The sequence below is a fragment of the Stenotrophomonas sp. GW821-FHT02D01 genome, from assembly GCF_059421765.1.
Genome location: NZ_JBWKVP010000016.1, coordinates 62571 through 83589 on the forward strand (window position 1 = coordinate 62571; position 21019 = coordinate 83589).

Genomic DNA, 21019 nt, shown 5'->3' on the forward strand with positions numbered 1-21019 from the left:
AAGATTTATCCACAGCTTTCCCCACCCCTTGGGGGCTGGTAATGCAGAGGGTTTCGAAGCCTGAAACTCTTTTGTTTACAAAGACTTAGCTGTGTTTTCCAGCGATTCTGGCTCTACCAGCACCACCAAGCTTTTGATTTATTCCACATTTTTTTAAAGCATAGGGGCACGGAACCACATGCGTTTCACACTGCAGCGCGAAGCCTTTCTCAAGCCGTTGGCACAGGTCGTCAACGTGGTCGAACGCCGCCAGACCCTTCCGGTTCTGGCCAATTTCCTGGTGCAGGTGCAGAACGGCCAGCTGTCGCTGACCGGTACCGACCTGGAAGTGGAAATGGTGTCGCGGATCGCGGTTGAAGATGCCCAGGACGGCGAAACCACCATTCCCGCCCGCAAGCTGTTCGAGATCATCCGCGCCCTGCCCGATGGCAGCCGGATTACCGTCTCGCAGACCGGTGACAAGATCACCGTGCAGGCAGGACGCAGCCGCTTCACCTTGGCCACCCTGCCCTCCAACGACTTCCCGTCGGTGGACGAAGTGGAAGCCACCGAGCGTGTCGCGATCGGCGAAGCAACCCTGAAGGAGCTGATCGAGCGCACTGCGTTCGCGATGGCCCAGCAGGACGTGCGCTATTACCTCAACGGCCTGCTGTTCGACCTGCGCGGAGATGCGCTGCGCACTGTCGCCACCGACGGTCATCGGCTGGCCCTGTGCGAAACCGATCTGGCCAAGCCCAGCGGTTCCAAGCGCCAGATCATCGTGCCGCGCAAGGGCGTGACCGAGTTGCAGCGCCTGCTGGAAAGCGGTGATCGCGAGATCGAACTGGAAGTCGGCCGCAGCCACGTTCGCGTGAAGCGCGACGATGTGACCTTCACTTCGAAGCTGATCGACGGTCGCTTCCCGGATTACGAGGCAGTGATTCCGATTGGTGCCGACCGCGAGGTGAAGGTTGATCGCGAAGCACTGCGTGCCTCGCTGCAGCGTGCTGCGATCCTGTCCAACGAGAAGTACCGCGGCATCCGCGTGGAAGTTTCGCCGGGCAACCTGAAGATCAGCGCGCACAACCCGGAGCAGGAAGAAGCCCAGGAAGAGATCGAGGCCGACACCACGGTCAGCGACCTGGCCATCGGCTTCAACGTGAACTACCTGCTGGATGCCCTCTCCGCCCTGCGCGACGAAGAAGTGATCATCCAGCTGCGCGACTCCAACTCCTCGGCGCTGGTGCGTGAATCGAGCAGCGAGAAGTCGCGTCATGTGGTGATGCCGTTGCGTCTCTGACAGCTGCGCCGTTCCACGTGGAACACATGGACGCCTGGGATCTCCGGGCGTCTTTTTTTTTGTTCCACGTGGAGCATCGTTGCGAATGCTTACCGCGGCCCTTGGTGGCTCCTGCAGATGAGAGCATCCGCGTTGCCCTGATGGGTTGTCGGCGCATGGAACCCACGGTCCCGGGAATCCAGTTGTGGAATCCACGTGCTGAGATGACGAGACACGTTGGATATGAGCACGCAGCGGGATCCGATGCAGCAGTTTCCGCCTGAGTGCTTACCTCTCTGTCCACAGGCCTCATTCGTGGGAATTCGGAGCTTCCCTAGCTTCTAAATCTGGGTATAAATCAAAAGCTTGGTGGTGATGGTAGGGCCAGATTTTATGTAAAAGTAGGCTATGTTGATGATCTAGAAGGGTTTTATAGGGCTGAAACCCCCTGTATATAGGCCATCAAGCCTGGGTGGGAACCTGTGGATAGTTTTACAGCCGAGGGAAAGTGCCTTTTTTATCCACAGTTCGCCCACACCTTGTGTATAAGTCATACAGGCCCTCTGTGGATGGCGTGGAACTGCCGCTTTGAATTTCTTGAAATCTGTGGAACCTGGCAGGGGCGTTGATCGCAGATTTCAAGGAATTTGAGCAGCACTGGCTGCGATATCGGTGCGAAGTCAGTCCATGAGCCGGAGCGACGGTCTTCGGAATGGTGAAATCTGGACGCCTTGAGCTTTGGCTTCCTGCTGGATTTGAACGATTTCGGCCACTGTCTCCGGTAGCTTCCACACCGGCAGGCCGCCGCCACGTGGAACCGTGTTCTCCAAGGCTGCAACCAGCCGCTGATGTCGGTCCACATCCATCCACGCTGGCTGGCTTGACCAATGCAGTAAGCTGGGTGATTCCCCGCCCCTCTACCGCCATGTGCGGATGGTCTGTCGCATCCCATGCAGATTCGTCGTCTTGCCCTCCACCAGTTGCGTCGTTTCGATGCGGTGGAGCTGTCGCCCCAGCCAGGGGTGAATCTGCTGACCGGTGACAACGGCGCTGGCAAGACCAGCGTCCTTGAAGCGTTGCATCTGATGGCCTATGGGCGGAGTTTCCGCGGGCGGGTACGCGATGGCCTGGTGCGTCAGGGTCACGAAGCCCTGGAAGTCTTCGTGGAATGGGACGAGCAACGCGGTGATCTGCCCGTGCAGAGGCGAAAAGCCGGGTTGCGGCACAGCGGGCAGGAGTGGAAGGGGCGGCTGGATGGCGAAGACGTCGCCCAACTCGGAAACCTGTGTGCCGCCCTGGCTGTGGTGACCTTTGAACCGGGCAGTCACGCCTTGGTGAGTGGTGGTGGCGAGCCGCGTCGGCGCTTTCTGGATTGGGGCCTGTTCCACGTGGAACCAGACTTCCTATCCTTGTGGCGGCGCTACTCGCGCGCGTTGAAGCAGCGCAATGCCCTGCTCAAGCAGGGCGGGCCGTCGCGGATGCTCGATACCTGGGATCACGAGCTGGCCGAGGCGGGAGAACCGCTGACCGGTCGTCGGCAGCACTACCTGGAGCGGCTGCAGTCCCGAACCATCGCCCTGGCCGAGGCACTGGCTCCGCAACTGGGAATCGTGGGCCTGAATCTGAGTCCCGGCTGGCGCCGGCACGAGGTTCCGCTGGCAGATGCCCTTCTGCTGGCGCGCGATCGCGACCGTCAGGCGGGTTACACCTCGCTGGGCCCACACCGGGCGGACTGGAGCGTGGCGTTCCAGAGCATCCCGGGTCGCGATGCGCTGTCACGCGGCCAGGCCAAGCTCACCGCCCTCGCCTGTCTACTGGCCCAGGCGGAGGATTACGCCGAGCAGCGTGGCGAGTGGCCCGTCATCGCGCTCGACGATCTGGCCTCGGAGCTGGATCGCACACACCAAGCCCGGGTACTGCACCGCCTGTTGGCGGCACCGGCGCAGATATTCATCACTGCAACAGAAACGCCTGCAGCACTGGAGACTCTGAGCAACATCACCCGGTTCCACGTGGAACATGCACAGATCGTGGCTGTGCCATAGTGGGCACGGCAAGGCCGCTCAGCCCCGGCTGGTATAATTCAGGCTGCTATCCCTTCATTCTCGGCACATCGCTCAAAGCGGTGTCCGACCTGCGGAGCCTACGGCAAGCGCAATGACCGACGAACAGAACACCCCGGCAAACAACGGCAACTACGACGCCAACAGCATTACGGCCCTGGAAGGCCTGGAGGCTGTCCGCAAGCGCCCAGGTATGTACATCGGCGACGTCCATGACGGCACCGGCCTGCATCACATGGTGTTCGAGGTCGTCGACAACTCGATCGACGAAGCCCTCGCCGGCCATGCCGACCACGTGTCGGTGACGATCCATGCCGACGGCTCGGTCGGAGTGTCCGACAACGGTCGCGGCATTCCGACGGGCAAGCACGAGCAGATGAGCAAGAAGCTCGACCGCGACGTGTCTGCAGCCGAAGTCGTGATGACGGTCCTGCACGCAGGCGGCAAGTTCGACGACAACAGCTACAAGGTTTCCGGCGGCCTGCATGGCGTGGGCGTCAGCGTGGTCAACGCGCTGTCCCAGAAGCTGGTCCTGGATATCTACCAGGGCGGTTTCCACTACCAGCAGGAATACGCCGACGGCGCAGCACTGCATCCGCTCAAGCAGGTCGGTCCCAGCACCAAGCGCGGTACCACCCTGCGCTTCTGGCCGTCGGTAAAGGCTTTCCACGACAACGTGGAATTCCACTACGACATCCTGGCCCGTCGCCTGCGCGAACTGTCCTTCCTCAATTCCGGCGTCAAGATCGTGCTGGTGGACGAGCGTGGTGATGGCCGCCGCGACGACTTCCATTACGAGGGCGGCATCCGCAGCTTCGTGGAGCATCTGGCGCAGTTGAAGACGCCGTTGCACCCGAACGTGATCTCGGTAACCGGCGAATCCAACGGCATCACCGTGGAAGTGGCGCTGCAGTGGACCGACTCCTACCAGGAGACGATGTACTGCTTCACCAACAACATTCCGCAGAAAGACGGCGGTACCCACCTGGCCGGCTTCCGTGGCGCGTTGACCCGTGTGCTCAACAACTACATCGAGCAGAACGGCATCGCCAAGCAGGCCAAGATCAACCTGACCGGCGATGACATGCGCGAAGGCATGATCGCGGTGCTGTCGGTGAAGGTGCCGGACCCGAGCTTCTCCAGCCAGACCAAGGAAAAGCTGGTCAGCTCGGATGTGCGTCCGGCCGTGGAAAGTGCGTTCGGCCAGCGCCTGGAAGAGTTCCTGCAGGAAAACCCGAACGAAGCCAAGGCCATCGCCGGCAAGATCGTCGACGCTGCCCGTGCCCGCGAAGCCGCGCGCAAGGCCCGCGACCTGACCCGCCGCAAGGGTGCGCTGGATATCGCCGGCCTGCCGGGCAAGCTGGCCGACTGCCAGGAAAAGGATCCGGCGCTGTCCGAACTGTTCATCGTCGAGGGTGACTCGGCAGGTGGTTCGGCCAAGCAGGGCCGCAACCGCAAGAACCAGGCGGTGCTGCCGCTGCGCGGCAAGATCCTCAACGTGGAACGTGCACGCTTCGACCGCATGCTGGCGTCCGACCAGGTGGGTACGCTGATCACCGCGCTGGGCACCGGCATCGGTCGCGACGAGTACAACCCGGACAAGCTGCGTTACCACAAGATCATCATCATGACCGACGCCGACGTCGACGGCGCGCACATCCGCACCCTGCTGCTGACGTTCTTCTACCGTCAGATGCCGGAGCTGATCGAGCGTGGTTATGTCTATATCGGCCTGCCGCCGTTGTACAAGATCAAGCAGGGCAAGCAGGAGCTGTACCTGAAGGACGATCCGGCGCTGGACAGCTATCTGGCCAGCAGCGCAGTGGAGAACGCGGGACTGGTGCCGGCCAGCGGCGAGCCGCCGATCGATGGCGTGGCGCTGGAAAAGCTGCTGCTTGCCTACGCTGCCGCGCAGGACACGATCAACCGCAATACCCATCGTTACGACCGCAACCTGCTCGAAGCGCTGGTCGACTTCATGCCGTTGGAGCTGGAAAACCTGCGCAACGCAGGTCCCGGCGAAGGCCTGGACGCGCTGGCCAAGCACCTCAACCAGGGCAACCTCGGCAGCGCCCGTTTCACCCTGGAACTGCAGGAACCCAACGAGCAGCGTCCCGCTGCGGTGCTGGTCACGCGCAGCCACATGGGCGAACAGCACATCCAGGTGCTGCCGCTGTCCGCGCTTGAAAGCGGCGAGCTGCGTGGCATCCACCAGGCAGCGCAGCTGCTGCACGGTCTGGTCCGCGAAGGCGCGGTCATCACCCGTGGCGCCAAGTCGATCGAGATCGAGTCGTTCGCGCAGGCCCGCAACTGGCTGCTGGACGAAGCCAAGCGCGGCCGTCAGATCCAGCGATTCAAGGGTCTGGGCGAAATGAATCCGGAACAGCTGTGGGACACCACCGTCAATCCCGATACCCGTCGCCTGCTGCAGGTGCGTATCGAAGATGCGGTGGCCGCTGACCAGATCTTCAGCACCCTGATGGGTGATGTGGTCGAACCGCGCCGCGACTTCATCGAAGACAACGCGCTGAAGGTCGCCAACCTGGATATCTGACACAATCGGATGGTGGCCGGCGCGCGGGGAGGCGCGCCGGCTTTTGTCCCTTGATCGCAGGTAATCGATGTCCGCTTCCGCCCCGGTTTCCGCTCCGCCGCCGGTTCCACCGGCTACTGTCACGCCCCGCGCCTCCTCGCCGCTGGCGGGCTTCTTCATCGATCTGGGAATCGCTGCCGTCACCCTGTTCGGGCTGAGCCTGGTGGGCGGGCTGATCTGGGGACTCTATCGCGGCATCGTTGTGGGATACGCCAGCGCCAAATCCGGCGGTGGCACGCCTGACCCGGCAGCGGTCACCCAGCAGCTCGGCCAGCCCGGTGCTCTTGGGCAGATCCTGATGGCACTGGTCGCTACCGGCGGCGCAGCACTGCTGGTGTATTTCTGGCGCCGACCGGCCAACGCTGCCGAACGCCAGCGTTCGCGCGACGCGCTCCGTCGCCCCTCCACCTGGGGTTGGACCCTGCTGGTGGCCAGCGCGATCGTGATCGGCAGCAACGGTATCGCCTTCGTGGCCAAGCAGATGGGCATCGAGCCGGTGCCGACAAACCTCGAACTGATGCAGAACGCGGTTGCCCGCTTTCCGCTGTTCCTGACGTTGTTCGCCGTGGTACTGGCACCTGCCTACGAGGAACTGCTGTTCCGCCGGGTCCTGTTCGGGCGCCTGTGGCAGGCCGGACGGCCGTGGCTGGGGATGATCCTGAGCAGCCTGGCGTTCGCGCTCATCCATGAAATTCCCGGTACCAGCGCCAATGGCCCGGCCGAGATCGCCCAGCTATGGCTGGTCTATGGCGGCATGGGCGCCGCGTTCTGCTGGCTGTACCGCCGCACCGGCACCTTGTGGGCGGCGATCGCCGCACATGCACTGAACAATGCCGTGGCGCTTGCGGCCCTGGTGTTTTTCGGGGCAACGTAAGGCGCTGTCCGCTTGACGAAAGATTAAGCAGACCCGTTACACACTGGGCTTCTGAACACGGGGGTGGGTCCATGAAAAAACTGCTGCTGGCCATCGTCATCACCACTCTGGTCAGCGCCTGCGCGACCACCACTTCACCCACCGGCCGTCGGCAGATGGTGGGCGGTGTGTCGCAGGCACAGCTGGACCAGCTGGGTGCGCAGGCGTTCGCCGAAACCAAGCAGAAAGAGAAGATCAGCAGCGATGGCCGCCAGAACGGCTACGTGCAATGCGTGGTCAACGCGCTCGTTGCACAGCTGCCGCCTCAGTACCGTGGCGTACGGTGGGAAACGGCGGTTTTCGTCGACAAGGAACCCAATGCCTTCGCCCTGCCCGGCGGCAAGGTCGGGGTCAACACCGGCATCTTCAGCGTTGCCAAGAACCAGGATCAGCTGGCAGCGGTGATCGGCCATGAAATCGGCCACGTGATCGCCCGCCACCACGAAGAACGCATCACCCGGCAGATGGGCGCGCAGACCGGATTGGCGGTGCTGGGCGCGCTGGCCGGCGCCTATGGCGGCGAAGGCGCAGCCAGTACGGTCAACCAGCTGGGCGGGATGGGGGCGCAGACCGCGTTCCTGTTGCCCGGCTCACGCACCCAGGAAAGCGAGGCTGACGTGATCGGCCAGCGGTTGATGGCCGAGGCCGGATTCAACCCCGCCCAGGCCGTCGATCTGTGGCAGAACATGATGGCCGCCAGTGGCGGTCGCAGCCCGCAATGGTTGTCCACCCATCCCGATCCAGCCAACCGGATCAGGGAGTTGCAGCGTGATGTGCCGGCGCTCGGCCCCGTCTACCAGCAGGCGCAGGCGGCCGGACGCCGGCCAAAGTGTGGCTGAGTGCGCAGATTCATGCTGTATTGCAGCACATAAAACGATTTCTCACGCCATCTGTTTCTGATACGTTTGGCGGCTCAGATTTTTCTGACAGTCCGACTTTGCCGCTACCGGCGGTTCGATCGAGGTGAACGATGATTTTCCGTAACCACAAAGCTGTGCTTTCCGTCCTCATCGCCACTGCCCTGACCGGCGCCGTGGTCACCGACGCGTTCGCGCAGTCCTCGCGTTCGTCCGAGCGTGGCAACCGTGGCGGCAAGCAGGCCAAGGCCGAAGTGCTGTTCCCGAACGCGACCCGCCAGGAACCGGCAGCGAAGTCGTCGGCCAAGCTGGGCAGCAAGCTGCAGAAGATGATTGACAGCTACAACAAGGAAAAGTTCCCGGAGACCCGCACGCTGGCCGACGAGATCCTGGCCACCGACGGCGCCAACGAGTACGACAAGTCGCTGGCCGCGCAGCTGGCATCGCAGGCCGCCTACCAGACCGACGACACCGCCGCGGCCATCGCGTACCTGAAGCAGGTGCTGCAGTTCAACGGCCTGGACAACAACGGCCACTTCCAGTCGATGCTGATGCTGGGCCAGCTGCAGATCCAGGAAGACCAGACCGCTGAAGGCCTGGCGACCCTGGACAAGTACTTCGCCGAGAGCAAGTCGACCAAGCCGGAAGAGCTGATCATCAAGGGCCAGGCGCTGTACCAGCTGGAGCGCTACCAGGAAGCGATCCCGGTGCTGAAGCAGGCCATTGCCGGCGCTGCCGAGCCGAAGGACAACTGGAACCAGCTGCTGATGGCCGCACTGTCCGAAGCGGGCCAGACCGGTGAGGCCGTGCAGGCCGCCGAAGCGCTGGCGGCCAAGAACCCGAACGACAAGAAAGCGCAGCTGAACCTGGCCAACATGTACATGCAGGCCGACCAGATGCCGAAGGCCGCCGCGGTGATGGACAAGCTGCGCAGCAGCGGCCAGCTCACCGAAGAGCGCGAGTACAAGCAGCTGTACTCGATCTATGCCAACACCGAGAACAAGGAAAAGGACGTCATCGCGGTCATCAACGAGGGGTTGCAGAAGGGCATCCTGAAGCCGGATTACCAGGTCTACCTGGCACTGGCCCAGTCCTACTACTACTCCGACCAGGTGCCGCAGGCGATCGATGCGTGGCAGAAGGCCGCCCCGCTCTCCAAGGACGGTGAGACCTACCTGAATCTGGCACGCGTTTTGCACAGTGAAGGTCGTGTCCCGGAGGCCAAGCAGGCCGCCCAGCAGGCGCTGGCGAAGGGCGTGAAGAACCAGGCGGATGCCAAGAAAATCATCAACCTGAAGTAAGTAGGAATAACGCCTGAACGCCTGCCCAGTTGATGCGCAAGCGCTCAGGATTGGTATAAGCTTGGAGGTTCCTGCGGTGTCATGCACCGCTGATCAGGGATCCCGCCCCCGGGATTCCGGCCCCACTATTGAGCTCTTGGCGCATGACGGAACAACTAGTCGTTCACCGGTACGAACAACCCGATGACAAGGGGCTGAGCTGGCCTCGCATCGTCGGTATCGCGTTTGTAATCGCCCTGCATCTGGCCGCCTTCATGATGCTCCTGATTCCTGCCGTGGCTCCCAAGGCCGTGGCGGAGAAGGAGCGCAACGTCATGGTGACCATCGTCGACGCACCGCCGCCGCCGCCACCGCCGCCGCCGCCGCCGCCGCCGCAGGACACCCCGCCGCCGCCGGTGAAGAATCTGTCGCCGCCGAAGCCGTCGCCCGTCCCGCCGCCGCCGCAGGCGCCGGTCGTCGACGTGCCGGAACCGCGCCCGAACGATATCGTCACCCCGCCGTCGCCGCCGTCGCCGCCGGCACCGCCGACCTCGATCGAGGCCAGCGTGGACATCTCGTCGAAGGCCATGAATCCGCCGCGCTATCCGCCGGCCGCCTTCCGCGCTGGTATCCAGGGCGAAGTGATCCTGATCATTGATGTCGATGCCAGCGGCAACGTCACCAATGTCACGGTGGAAAAGTCCAGCCGTAACCGCGATCTGGACCGTGCTGCGATGGAAGCTGCCCGCAAGTGGCGTTTCAACGCCGCCGAAGCTGGCGGTAAGAAGGCTGCTGGCCGCGTCCGCGTCCCGGTCAACTTTGCGCTGAACTGATGCGCCCGGGTGGCCGCCTGGCCACCCTCGCCTCCAGTTCGATTGTTTAGCTTAGCTACACCCTTTATCACCACACACAACAAAGGTAAGCGTCATGCTGCAGGAAATTTTCATCGCCGCTGCTGCCGGGGGCAATCCGTCCAACGCCCTGTCGCAGATGGGCTTCGAGCATCTGATCCACGAAATGACCACCAAGCCGGGTGATTTCGCGGTTTCCTGGGTCGTGCTGCTGACCCTGGTCGTCATGTCCGCCATGTCCTGGTACTGGACCGTCATCAACATCTTCCGTGCTACCCGCCTGAAGAGCGCCGCTGATCGCGTCGTCAGCCTGTTCTGGGATACCCCGAACGCGCAGGACGCCATCCGTGCAATGGAAGAGCAGCCGGCTTCGGAGCCGTTCTCGAAGATCGCACTGGACGCTGCACAGGCTGCTGCGCACCACCAGCGTGCTGAAGGCGGCGCTGTCGGCGGCGTGGGTGAGAACCTGAGCCGTTCGGAGTTCGTCGACCGCGCTCTGCGCCAGGCCGTGACCCGCGAAAGCAACAAGCTGCAGTCGGGCATGACCCTGCTGGCCACCGTCGGTGCAACCGCTCCGTTCGTCGGTCTGCTGGGTACCGTGTGGGGCATCTACGGCGCGCTGATCAAGATCGGTGCCACCGGCTCCGCTTCGATCGACGCCGTTGCCGGCCCGGTGGGTGAAGCACTGATCATGACCGCCATCGGTCTGTTCGTCGCGATCCCGGCCGTGTTCGCCTTCAACTTCTTCAGCAAGATCAACAGCGCGACCATCAGCAAGTTCGATACCTTCGCGCACGACCTGCACGACTTCTTCGCCACCGGTTCGCGCGTCCGCTAATTGCGACGCGCTGTACCCGCGAGAACGTAGTCACCAAGATCTAGACGGAGCCCGTTATGGCTTTCAGTAGTGGTAACAGCGGCGGCCCCATGGCCGACATCAACGTTACGCCCCTCGTGGACGTGATGCTGGTGCTGCTGATCATCTTCATCATCACGGCGCCGCTGATGTCCCACAAGGTCAAGGTGGATCTGCCGGAGGCCAATCTGGTCCAGAAGCCGGACGACACCAACGACCGCAAGGGTCCCATCACCCTGGCAGTCAAGGAAGACGGTTCGATCTACTGGAACGACGAAGAGATCGACAAGCAGACCCTCGAGTCGCGCTTGGCGACCGCCGCCCAGCAGACCCCGCAGCCGCCGTTGAACCTGCGTGGTGACCGCACCACCAAGATGCGTGTCATCAACGAGATGACCAAGGTCGCGCAGGAACAGGGCATGCTGGACGTCGGCTTCGTGGCGACCAAAGAGAAGGGGCAATAAGCCATGGCATTCAGTAGTGGTGGTGGCAAAGGCCCCATGGCAGACATCAACGTCACGCCCCTCGTGGACGTGATGCTGGTGCTGCTGATCATCTTCATCGTGACCGCGCCGATCATGACGTACCCGATCGCCGTGGACCTGCCGCAGCGCGTGCTCAACCCACCGCCGCAGCTGGTCGAACCGCCGCCGCCGATCGAGCTGAAGATCGACGCCAGCAACCAGGTCTCGTGGAACAACAGCCCGATCGGTACGCACGAACTGCAGCAGCGGATGGAGCAGGAGGTCCAGCGTGACCCGACCAACCAGCCGGAACTGCGGATCGATGCCAGCCCGGATTCGGAGTACGACGTGATGGCCAAGGTTCTGGCCGCCGCGAAGAATGCTCAGATGAAGAAGATCGGCTTCGTGCAGCAGTAAATCGCTACACCGCAATACATCAGTCATGACGCGACTGCAGACGCCCCTGGAAACAGGGGCGTCTTTTTTTGTGCGCGGTGTTGGTAGTGCCGGCCGCTGACCGGCAACCTAAACAGCAACAGCTGGGCTACTGGGGGATGGCGGGGTGGCCCCGGTTGCGGGGGACGCTGCAAGTACGTCCCTGTAAGCTCGGTCGCGCCATCCATGGCGCTCACGCCCCCGCAACCGGACCCACCCCGCCTTCGACAGGTCTCCGCAATCTGTAGGAATGACATGCCTGCTCTTGGTGGGTGTCGACCTTGGTCGACACGTGGATCCACGCCATGCGTGGATGCGTCTTCCTGGGGATAAATGCCGCTGACCAGTGCCTGTCCCCGCTATGATCGGCGGATGCTCGCCCTCTTCGATTCCGTGCGCCATTGGCTTGATGGCATCGCCCACCTGGGAACGATCCTGGCGGTGGCCTATCTGCTGTATCTGCTGGCGTTGACGGGCTGGATCATGCTGCAGAAGCGCGAGCCGGTGGCCACGTTGAGCTGGATCCTGTCGCTGGCGCTGCTGCCCTACCTGGGCCTCTTCATCTACTACCTGCTGGGCCCACAGAAGGTGAAGCGGCAACGGCTGCGGCGCGGTCGCGCGCGCTCGGGCATGGAGCACTACAGCGATGTCTGCCCGCCCGATGCCGACTGCACCGAACTGGCCAAGATCGCGCAGGCGACCACCGGGCTGGCGCCAAGCACAGCCACCGAAGTGACCTGGCTGGTCGACGGCGCGGCCACCTACACCGCGCTGCTGGAAGCGGTGGCACAGGCGCAGGACCATGTGCACCTGGAGTACTACATCTTCAATCCCGACCACGCCGGCACCGCGTTGCGGGACGCGTTGGTGGAACGGGCCAGCGCCGGCGTGCAGGTGCGGCTGCTGCTGGATGCGGTAGGTTCTTCGGCCGTGCGCCAGCGCTTCCTGCAGCCTTTGCTGGATGCGGGAGCGGAGGTGATCTGGTTCCATCCGCGGCAGCTGTTGAAACCATTCAAGCGACCCTGGTTGAACCTGCGAACGCACCGCAAGCTGGTGATCGTCGATGGCCGGCTGGCGTTCACCGGCGGCATCAACATCACCGACGACGAAGACGAAAGCCGCAACCCGAATGCCTACCGCGATCTGCACATGCGCCTGCGTGGGCACGTGGTACGCAGCCTGCAGCTGGTGTTCGCCGAGGACTGGCTGTACGCCAGCGGCCAGGACCACTCGCGGTTCGATATCGCCCGGCTGTGGCCCAGCGACATGCCCCTGCGCGGCGACGGCGCGATCAACGCGCAGGTGCTGGTGTCCGGCCCGGATTCGGGATGGGAGACCATCCATCGCCTTCATGTGGCGGCCATCCAGGAAGCACGTGAGCGGGTCTGGCTGGTCACCCCCTACTTCGTACCCGGCGAGGCGGCGCGGATGGCGCTGACCTCGGCCGCACTCGGTGGCCTGGACGTGCGCATGCTGGTGCCGAAGATGAGCGACTCCTGGTTCGTGACCCAGGCCGCACGTTCCTATTTCGACGAACTGCTGCATGCGGGAGTGAAGATCTACGAGTACGGTCCACGCATGCTGCATACCAAGGCGTTCATCGCCGACGACGATGTCTGCATCGTCGGCAGCGCCAACTTCGATCACCGCAGCTTCCGCCTGAATTTCGAGCTGTCGATGATGATCAGCGATCGTGGCCGGGTGGCGGAACTGTCTACGTTGCTGCAGTCCGAATTCGAGCGTGCCACCCGCGTACACGACCAGGCAGGACGCTCGCTGTGGCTGCACCGGTTGCCCGAAGCCTTCGCGCGATTGGCCTCGCCGCTGCTGTGAGGCAGCGCTACACTGCGGCGGTGGCCCGGGGAGACTGACAATGTACTGGCTGTACCTGCTGCTGGCGCTGGGCTGCTTCGCCTTTGCGCTGAAAACACCGAACATGGGCCTGATGTCGCTGGCCCTGCTGGGTACCCTCGCCTTCCTGCTGGCATGGGTGCGCGGGAGATACGCCGCACGCTTCGGCGACCTTCAGCGTGATCCGGCGACACTGGTGGACAGCGATGAACTCAGGCGTCTGCGCGAGCAGCCCAAGGTTGCTCCGGCCGACGGCAGCGATCCTCCCTCTTACTCCCCGTAGTCCCGTTCCATGACCCAGCTCAGCGTCAACGTCAACAAGATCGCCGTCCTGCGCAACTCGCGTGGCGGTGCCGAACCGGACGTGGTGCGTGCCGCCCAGGCCTGCCTGGATGCCGGCGCGCATGGCATTACCGTGCACCCGCGGCCGGACCGCCGGCACATCACCGCCGAGGACGTGCTGGCGCTGTCGGCGCTGACCCGTGCCCGTGGTGTGGAGTTCAACATCGAAGGCAACCCGTTCGCGCCGCCGCGTGAGGGCTACCCCGGGCTGCTGCCGCTGTGCGCGCAGACGCGCCCGGCGCAGGCCACGCTGGTTCCCGATGGCGATGGCCAGATCACCTCCGACCATGGCTTCGACTTCGAACGCGATGCGCAGCGGTTGCGCCCGCTGGTGGCCGAGCTGAAAGCGATGGGATGCCGGGTGAGCCTGTTCGTGGATGCCGGCAACCCGCTGCTGGAGCAGGCCGCCGATGTCGGCGCCGACCGCGTCGAGCTGTACACCGGCCCGTATGCCGAGGCCCATGCCGCCGGCGACGCCCGCGCCATGCTGGAACTGTTCGCCACGGCCGCGCGCCGTGCACAGGCCGTCGGCCTCGGTGTGAATGCCGGGCACGATCTGTCGCAGGACAACCTGCGTGACTTCCTGGCCGCCGTGCCGGAGGTGCTGGAGGTGTCGATCGGCCACGCGCTGATCGGCGAGGCGCTGTACGACGGCCTGGATGCCACGGTGAAGGGCTACCTGGCACTGCTGTAGCAGTGCATGGGACTTCCCCGCCGGGTTGAAGCCCGAAGACGTGCGGCAGGTCCCCGTGATCCGGCCTGGCAAGCGCCCCTGTAGCCGATCTTCCCATCGCAGTTGCTGAGACACCCGTGGCCCATGCTGGCCTGCCGCGGCGATGGCGCGCGCCCGGGCCCAAGCCAGACGACCCTGTGGACAAGTCTGGGGTCAACGTGTCGCCCCATGCGCCTGCGCGCCTACAGCTACGTGAATCCTGGCCGCTTGCGCTGCCTGTGGTTAGCAATAATACTAATGGCCCGTAACGGCCGTAGGGCAATATGCAGCACCCCCCTCGCAACGCCCAGGCCGCCATCAAGGGCCGGGGTTCCACGTCCCATCTTGCGGGGCGTTTTGAAAGCACCGTCAGCGAAGCGGTGGACGACGGCTGGGCAGTGGACGACAGCGAGGAATTCCTCGCCCCGCGCCTGCGCACGGAAGTACGCGCGGAGACCGCTCGCAGCATCATCAGCCGCAACACCTCCCCGGATGTCGGCTTCAGCCAATCGGTGAATCCGTATCGCGGCTGTGAGCATGGCTGCTCCTACTGCTTCGCCCGCCCCTCGCATGCCTATCTGAACCTGTCGCCTGGCCTGGACTTCGAGACCAAGCTGTTTGCCAAGACCAACGCGCCACAGCTGCTGCGCAAGGAACTGTCGAAGCCGGGCTACGTGCCCCAGCCGATCGCGCTGGGCATCAACACCGACGCGTACCAGCCGATTGAACGCAAGTTCAAGCTGACCCGCCAGCTGATCGAAGTGATGCTGGAGACGAAGCATCCGTTCTCGCTGATCACCAAGAATGCGCTGGTCGAGCGCGACATCGATCTGCTCTCACCACTGGCGGCGGAGAACTTGGTCAGCGTGCATTTCTCGGTGACATCGCTGGATCCGCATCTGTCGGCGAAGCTGGAGCCGCGGGCCTCGGCTCCACATGCGCGGCTGCGTGCGATGAAACGCCTGCACGAAGCGGGCATTCCGGTGGGCGTGATGGTTGCGCCGGTGATTCCGTGGATCAACGACAGCGAACTGGAAGCCGTGCTGGAGGCTGCGCATGATGCCGGCGCCAGCACTGCAGGCTACGTGCTGCTGCGCTTGCCGCTGGAAGTGGCACCGCTGTTCCGCGACTGGCTCGATACCCATCATCCCGATCGCGCCGCGCATGTGATGAGCACCATCCAGCAGCTGCGCGGCGGCAAGGATTACGACAGTCAGTTCGGCACGCGCATGCGCGGCCAGGGTGTTTACGCAGAGCTGTTGAACAACCGCTTCAAGCTGGCGCGCAAGCGGCTGGGTTTCAATGCGCAGAACAGCCATTGGCCGAAGCTGGATTGCAGCCGGTTCGAGAAGCCGTTGCCGCCGAAGGTGGATACGCCGCAGGGTTCGCTGTTCTAGAGCACTGGACCGCTGTGCGATCTACCGGCAACAATCTGCACTTGGCCGGAGGGCCTGCAAACCAGGGAAGGGAGCAGATGGGTTACCTACGATCGGCGATGGCGCGATTCGGTCCGCATGGCGACGAATCGATTTGTCCATGAAGCGTCTACCTGCCCTCGGCTGTGGTGCGTTTCTGTTTGCCTGCAGCGCCGATGCAGAAGCTGCCCGTGCGTTTGTGGTTGAAGACGCTGCCATGCGTGACCTCGCCTGCCTCGGGGTGGAGCCCCGCCAGCTGCTCTTTTCCTGTCACCAGATCGTTGCCGGCAACAATCGTGTGGTCGGGCTTAGACGATTCCGGTCTTCGTGGCGGATCGACCATTCCACATTCAGCAAGCTCACGATCCAGCTCCCTGCTGATGCGAAGGCAGGAGACCGATTCGCTGCCGCAGGCGATCGAGTACGGATGTTCCATAGCAGCGGTTCCAGCGCATTCGCCGGAAAGTCCGGCTGCTACGGAGTACCCGTCGCAGGGCAGATCACCGTGGTTTCCACCGGAGATTTCGGCATCGAGATCCAGATCGACGCAACGTTCCGCGCCACAAGCCCACTGCAATGGCCGGGAGAGTGCGACGCACCGACGACGGTGTCAGAGCGTTTGAGAGCCTTGCCGCTGTCGCTGCAGCATCTTGATGCATGGACGGGAGCGCATGATCCGGACGCATCACCCTTCGATCAGGCACACCCCTCCAATCGCTTGCATGACTGAACTCAGATCAGCAGTTTCTACACGATGAAACGTACTTGCTGCCTTCCGGCCAGCGCTCTCATGCTCTGCCTTATGGCCCTGCAGGCGCAGGCCCGCGACATCCACGAATGCATCGTTGTTCCGCAGGCCGCGATCGTCACTGACATGCGGGGTGGACTGGACGAGTTCGAACAGCGACTGTGGATTGCGAATACCGGTCAGAGGGTGCGCAAGGGCACGGACACCCTCCTCCTGCTGCGCCTCTTCTCGGAGTCGCCGGGCGTGATCGATTCCCCGCAGTACATCAAGATCACGGGCAGCCTGAAGCGATACGCGCCTTCGTCGAAAGGGACGCCGGAGGTGGTGGATGCGCGCTTGACAAGTGGCGGCGCGGGCTTCGCGCACAAGGGAGACTACTGGCTGTCCGATTCAGCGGACGTCGAACTACATCAGCCGCACAGGGGCGATAGTCAGATCGAAGTCAAAGTGACGGCTGTTGGGTGGAACAGCTATCGAAAAGAAGACCGTTCCTTCTATCTCCAGTTCACCTGTCAACTGAAGGAAATCCCTGTCGAGAAGCTCAGCGCCTGGCAAGGAGGAAACGACGATCTCTGGGGATCCTTTGGACCCGCCAGATAGCTGAGCGTCATCAATCTGTACCCAGCAACCACTGCACGCTATGAAACAGACAAGCGCCAGCTACGGGGACTGGAGAGAGGGGAGTTCAGCATCGTGGATGCGGAACAGCTCCGCCTACTGGTTCAAGTCCATTTTTCCGGACCCATAAGCGCATGGCGTGAAGATCATCTACTGGCTCGGCATCGCGTTCCTGTGGATGCTTCCATTGAACGTTCTGCTGCTGACGGCCGGCACGTTGATGTCTGGCGACGCGATTGGAGAACAGGAATTCGTCGGCCTGGGTGTGGCCGTGTTCGGTGCCGTGGCGGGCGTGATTCTCTATTGCCACCGCCCGCGGTAGCGTCGAGTTGCTCCACCCCGCTCCAGATTCAGTCCAGCAAGCTCGACTTTACCGGGCAAGCGATATCGTCGGTCAGGCTCGACGATCACCCACCAAACAACTTCTGCGCGCTCTGGAACAGGATCCAGCTGGTGGCGATGAACTTGTCGCCGCCCTGCGGCCGGTTGCCGCGATGGGTATGGGTGAATGCAGTCGGCGCGATCAGCAGGCTGCCGGTGCGCGGGGCGATCTTCCGCCCCTGGAACAGGAACTCGGTTTCGCCTTCTTCGAAGTCGTCGTTGAGGTACAGCGTCCACAGCACATGCCGGTGCAGCGTCTCGGCCTGCGCGTCCTTGGGGTACAGCTCGCAATGCCAGTACGGGTAGCCGCCCTCGCCCGCCGCGTACCATTGGAGGTTGATTGCGCCCGGGCGCAGGCAGGTGCGCGCCAGATCCGCCAGCTGCTCCGGCGCCATGTCGGGGAAATCCTCGGCCGACAGGCGTCGCGGCTGGCCGTTGCTGTCCTGGATCTGCAACATCAACGGCGCGATCAACGCCTGTGGATAACGGCGTAGATAAGTCTGCAGACCCGCAAATACCGCCTTTTGCAGCTGCTGGTCCACATCCTGCCAGCCGTCCACACCGCTGATCCGCAGATCCTTGCTGTGCTTGAGTTCCGGGAACACACCGCTGCCCACCGCGCCGGGTTTCAGGCCCTGGCTTGCACGCATGCGCGCGACGATCGCAGCACACACGTCGCTGGGGACGGCGTTGTGGATGACCTCGATGAAATCGACAGGGCCCGGCTCGTGCATGCGTGCATTCCTTCGACGGCAAGGGCTTGATGGTGCCGTTTGCAGCTGCTGCTGTCACCCTGCGGTCATGTCATCAATCTGCCATGACCGCTGTAGGGATGGCCGCTGTCAGACGCTCTTCGCGTCATGTTCCTGGTGATAACGCACGGCCTCGGCGACCTCTTCGCGCGAACCGAGGAACACCGGCACGCGCTGGTGCAGCTGGTCGGGTTGCACATCGATGATGCGCTCGCGACCGGTCCAGGCAGCGCCGCCCGCCTGCTCCACCAGCAGGCCCATCGGGTTGGCTTCGTACATCAGGCGCAGCTTGCCGGCCTTGCCCGGTTCCTTCTTGTCCCACGGGTAGATGAAGATGCCGCCGCGGGTCAGGATGCGATGCACGTCGGCGACCATGCTGGCGATCCAGCGCATGTTGAAGTTCTTGCCGCGCGGGCCTTCCTTGCCGGCCAGCAGATCTTCCACGTAGGCCTGCATCGGCGCTTCCCAGTGCCGCTGGTTGGACATGTTGATGGCGAACTCCTGGGTGGCCGCCGGGATCTGCATGTTCTCGGTGGTCAGCAGGAACTCGCCGGTTTCGCGGTCGAGGGTGAAGGCGTGGGTACCGTGGCCGACGGTCAGCACCAGCTGCGTGCTGGGCCCGTAGATGCAGTAGCCGGCGGCGATCTGCTTGCTGCCCGGCTGCAGGAAGGCGTCATCGCCGGGCAGTTCGACGTTGGTCGGGCAACGCAGCACCGAGAAGATGGTGCCGACGGAGACGTTGACGTCGATGTTGGAGCTGCCATCGAGGGGATCGAACAGCAGCAGGAAGTCGCCGCGCGGGTAGATGTCCGGCACCGGCTGGCTGTGGTCCATCTCCTCCGATGCGCAGGCGGCGAGGTGGCCGCCCCAGGCGTTGGCTTCCAGCAGGATCTCGTTGCTGATGACATCCAGCTTCTTCTGCGCTTCGCCCTGCACGTTGCCGGTACCGGCCTCGCCGAGCACGCCACCGAGGGCGCCCTTGCTGACGGCGATGGAGATGCTGGTGCAGGCGCGGGCGACGACCGCGATCAGCTGGCGCAGGTCGGCGTTGATGCGGCCGGCGTGCTGCTGCTGGATCAGGAAGCGGGTCAACGAGGTACGGGACATGGGCGGGCAGGTCTCGGCAACGGGAAAACGCCTATTGTCGCTGGTCTGACTTGCGCGTGGGTGAGCGGGGGTAGGCGTAATCGTTTCCAGAGGCGTTGCGCTGTGCGGCGCCTTCCTTTCGTAGAGGCGCGCGGAGGGTGTGGCAAGGCAGGAGCAAAAACAAAGGCGCCTTTCGGCGCCTTTGTTTCCACAGCTTGCTGGAGCGGTCGATCAGCCCTTGGCGACGGTGGCCACGGCCTTGGCGACGTATTCCAGGTTGTTCTGGTTCAGCGCGGCCACGCAGATGCGGCCGGTGCCGACGGCGTAGATGCCGAACTCGTCGCGCAGGCGCTCGACCTGTTCGCGGCTCAGGCCGGAGTACGAGAACATGCCCGCCTGTTCGTTGATGAAGCCGAACTGCGGGGCGCCGGCGGCGGCCAGCTTCTCGACCAGGCCCTGGCGCAGGGCGTGGATGCGCTCGCGCATCTCGGTCAGCTCCTGCTCCCACATCGCGCGCAGTTCCGGATTGTTCAGTACACCGGCAACCAGTGCAGCACCGTGGGTGGACGGGCTGGAGTAGATCGTGCGGATCACGCGCTTGACCTGCGACTGCACGGCCTTGGCGTCAGCGGCGGTCGGCGCGACCATCGACAGCGCACCCACGCGCTCGCCATACAGCGAGAACGACTTGGAGTACGAGTTGGCGACGATGAAGCTGTCGATGCCAGCCTCGGCGATGATGCGTACCGCGGCGCCATCCTGCTCGATGCCCTTGTCGAAGCCCTGGTAGGCCATGTCGATGAAGGGGAACAGCTGGCGGTCCTTCAGCAGCTGTGCGACCTGCTTCCACTGGCTGACGGTGAGGTCGGCGCCGGTGGGGTTGTGGCAGCAGGCGTGCAGCAGTACCACGGTGCCCGCTTCCAGCTTGCCCAGGTCGGCCAGCAGGCCGTCGAAGTTGACGCCATGGGTGGTCGGGTCGAAGTAGGTGTAATCGACCACCTCGAAACCAGCGGCGCTGAACACGGCGCGGTGGTTTTCCCAGCTCGGGTTGCTGAGTGCGACGGTGGCGTGCGGCAGCAGCTTCTTCAGCACGTCCGCGCCGACGCGCAGCGCACCGCTGCCACCGACGGTCTGGGCGGTGGTGACACGGCCGGCGGCCAGCAGCGGCGAGTCCTTGCCGAACACCAGCTCACGGGTGGCCTGGGTGTACGCCGGCAGGCCATCGATCGGCAGGTAGCCGCGCGGTTTGGCTTCGTTGGCGAGCTGCTGCTCGATCTGCTTGACGGCGCGCAGCAGCGGAATGCGGCCGCTCTCGTCGTAGTAGATGCCTACACCCAGGTTGACCTTGGTCGGGCGGCTGTCGGCGTTGTACGCCTCGGTCAGGCCCAGGATCGGGTCGCCTGGGACCAGTTCCACGTTTGCAAAGAAGGACACGGCGGTACTCGTTCGGTAGACGGAAAGGGGGAGGAATTGCGCCACGCGGCTTGCGGCCTGTCGGCCGAAACCGACCCATCGTAACAAAGCCTGCCGGGGCTGGCCGCCGC

Annotated in this window: 20 protein-coding genes; 17 read left to right on the forward strand and 3 right to left on the reverse strand. The window is 63.6% G+C overall.

Annotated features, from left to right (window positions below):
- Positions 1 to 178 precede the first annotated feature (178 nt).
- The 17 genes from dnaN to AC07UW_RS20070 all read left to right on the forward strand — a co-directional run bounded on the left by dnaN (position 179) and on the right by AC07UW_RS20070 (position 17578).
- Positions 179 to 1279 carry a DNA polymerase III subunit beta gene (gene dnaN, locus AC07UW_RS19990; RefSeq protein ID WP_005411731.1) on the forward strand — a complete coding sequence of 367 codons (1101 nt, stop codon included), beginning with the start codon at positions 179 to 181 and terminating at the stop codon, positions 1277 to 1279.
- Between the two features lie 929 nt (positions 1280 to 2208).
- Positions 2209 to 3303 carry a DNA replication/repair protein RecF gene (gene recF, locus AC07UW_RS19995; RefSeq protein ID WP_495212721.1) on the forward strand — a complete coding sequence of 365 codons (1095 nt, stop codon included), beginning with the start codon at positions 2209 to 2211 and terminating at the stop codon, positions 3301 to 3303.
- A 112-nt stretch (positions 3304 to 3415) separates the two neighbouring features.
- On the forward strand, positions 3416 to 5875 hold the full coding sequence (gyrB, locus tag AC07UW_RS20000) for a DNA topoisomerase (ATP-hydrolyzing) subunit B (RefSeq protein WP_032978484.1): 2460 nt from the start codon (positions 3416 to 3418) through the stop codon (positions 5873 to 5875).
- 67 nt (positions 5876 to 5942) lie between these two features.
- Positions 5943 to 6788, forward strand: coding sequence for a CPBP family intramembrane glutamic endopeptidase (locus AC07UW_RS20005; RefSeq protein WP_032978482.1), 846 nt, complete (start codon positions 5943 to 5945; stop codon positions 6786 to 6788).
- Between the two features lie 71 nt (positions 6789 to 6859).
- Complete coding sequence (locus tag AC07UW_RS20010; RefSeq protein WP_495212722.1) at positions 6860 to 7666, forward strand: M48 family metallopeptidase; 807 nt, start codon at positions 6860 to 6862, stop codon at positions 7664 to 7666.
- A 131-nt stretch (positions 7667 to 7797) separates the two neighbouring features.
- Entirely contained in the window at positions 7798 to 8985 is a 1188-nt protein-coding gene (locus AC07UW_RS20015) for a tetratricopeptide repeat protein (protein WP_025875554.1), read from the forward strand.
- Between the two features lie 143 nt (positions 8986 to 9128).
- A complete protein-coding gene (locus tag AC07UW_RS20020; protein ID WP_032951834.1) occupies positions 9129 to 9797 on the forward strand; it encodes an energy transducer TonB in 669 nt (222 codons plus the stop codon).
- A gap of 94 nt (positions 9798 to 9891) precedes the next feature.
- Positions 9892 to 10653 carry a TonB-system energizer ExbB gene (exbB, locus tag AC07UW_RS20025; protein WP_025875552.1) on the forward strand — a complete coding sequence of 254 codons (762 nt, stop codon included), beginning with the start codon at positions 9892 to 9894 and terminating at the stop codon, positions 10651 to 10653.
- Positions 10654 to 10709: 56 nt separating this feature from the next.
- A complete protein-coding gene (locus AC07UW_RS20030) occupies positions 10710 to 11135 on the forward strand; it encodes an ExbD/TolR family protein (RefSeq protein WP_025875550.1) in 426 nt (141 codons plus the stop codon).
- 3 nt (positions 11136 to 11138) lie between these two features.
- Complete coding sequence (locus AC07UW_RS20035) at positions 11139 to 11552, forward strand: ExbD/TolR family protein (RefSeq protein ID WP_025875547.1); 414 nt, start codon at positions 11139 to 11141, stop codon at positions 11550 to 11552.
- A gap of 390 nt (positions 11553 to 11942) precedes the next feature.
- Positions 11943 to 13403, forward strand: a complete 1461-nt coding sequence (cls, locus tag AC07UW_RS20040) for a cardiolipin synthase (RefSeq protein WP_495212723.1) — start codon at positions 11943 to 11945, stop codon at positions 13401 to 13403.
- 40 nt (positions 13404 to 13443) lie between these two features.
- Positions 13444 to 13704: a hypothetical protein gene (locus AC07UW_RS20045; RefSeq protein WP_495212724.1), complete on the forward strand. Its 261-nt coding sequence runs from the start codon at positions 13444 to 13446 to the stop codon at positions 13702 to 13704.
- A gap of 9 nt (positions 13705 to 13713) precedes the next feature.
- Positions 13714 to 14457, forward strand: a complete 744-nt coding sequence (locus AC07UW_RS20050; RefSeq protein WP_025875542.1) for a pyridoxine 5'-phosphate synthase — start codon at positions 13714 to 13716, stop codon at positions 14455 to 14457.
- Between the two features lie 302 nt (positions 14458 to 14759).
- Positions 14760 to 15872: a PA0069 family radical SAM protein gene (locus tag AC07UW_RS20055; protein ID WP_218788223.1), complete on the forward strand. Its 1113-nt coding sequence runs from the start codon at positions 14760 to 14762 to the stop codon at positions 15870 to 15872.
- A 139-nt stretch (positions 15873 to 16011) separates the two neighbouring features.
- Complete coding sequence (locus tag AC07UW_RS20060) at positions 16012 to 16620, forward strand: hypothetical protein (protein WP_495212725.1); 609 nt, start codon at positions 16012 to 16014, stop codon at positions 16618 to 16620.
- Positions 16621 to 16644: 24 nt separating this feature from the next.
- Positions 16645 to 17238: a hypothetical protein gene (locus AC07UW_RS20065; RefSeq protein ID WP_495212726.1), complete on the forward strand. Its 594-nt coding sequence runs from the start codon at positions 16645 to 16647 to the stop codon at positions 17236 to 17238.
- 157 nt (positions 17239 to 17395) lie between these two features.
- Entirely contained in the window at positions 17396 to 17578 is a 183-nt protein-coding gene (locus AC07UW_RS20070; RefSeq protein ID WP_199776063.1) for a hypothetical protein, read from the forward strand.
- A gap of 85 nt (positions 17579 to 17663) precedes the next feature.
- Here AC07UW_RS20070 and AC07UW_RS20075 read toward each other — a convergent pair whose 3' ends face one another.
- The 3 genes from AC07UW_RS20075 to AC07UW_RS20085 form a co-directional block, all read right to left on the reverse strand.
- Complete coding sequence (locus AC07UW_RS20075; protein WP_495212727.1) at positions 17664 to 18371, reverse strand: 2OG-Fe(II) oxygenase; 708 nt, start codon at positions 18369 to 18371, stop codon at positions 17664 to 17666.
- Positions 18372 to 18479: 108 nt separating this feature from the next.
- Positions 18480 to 19496: a class 1 fructose-bisphosphatase gene (locus AC07UW_RS20080; RefSeq protein ID WP_025875529.1), complete on the reverse strand. Its 1017-nt coding sequence runs from the start codon at positions 19494 to 19496 to the stop codon at positions 18480 to 18482.
- 210 nt (positions 19497 to 19706) lie between these two features.
- On the reverse strand, positions 19707 to 20909 hold the full coding sequence (locus AC07UW_RS20085; protein WP_033832647.1) for an amino acid aminotransferase: 1203 nt from the start codon (positions 20907 to 20909) through the stop codon (positions 19707 to 19709).
- Between the last annotated feature and the right edge of the window lie 110 nt (positions 20910 to 21019).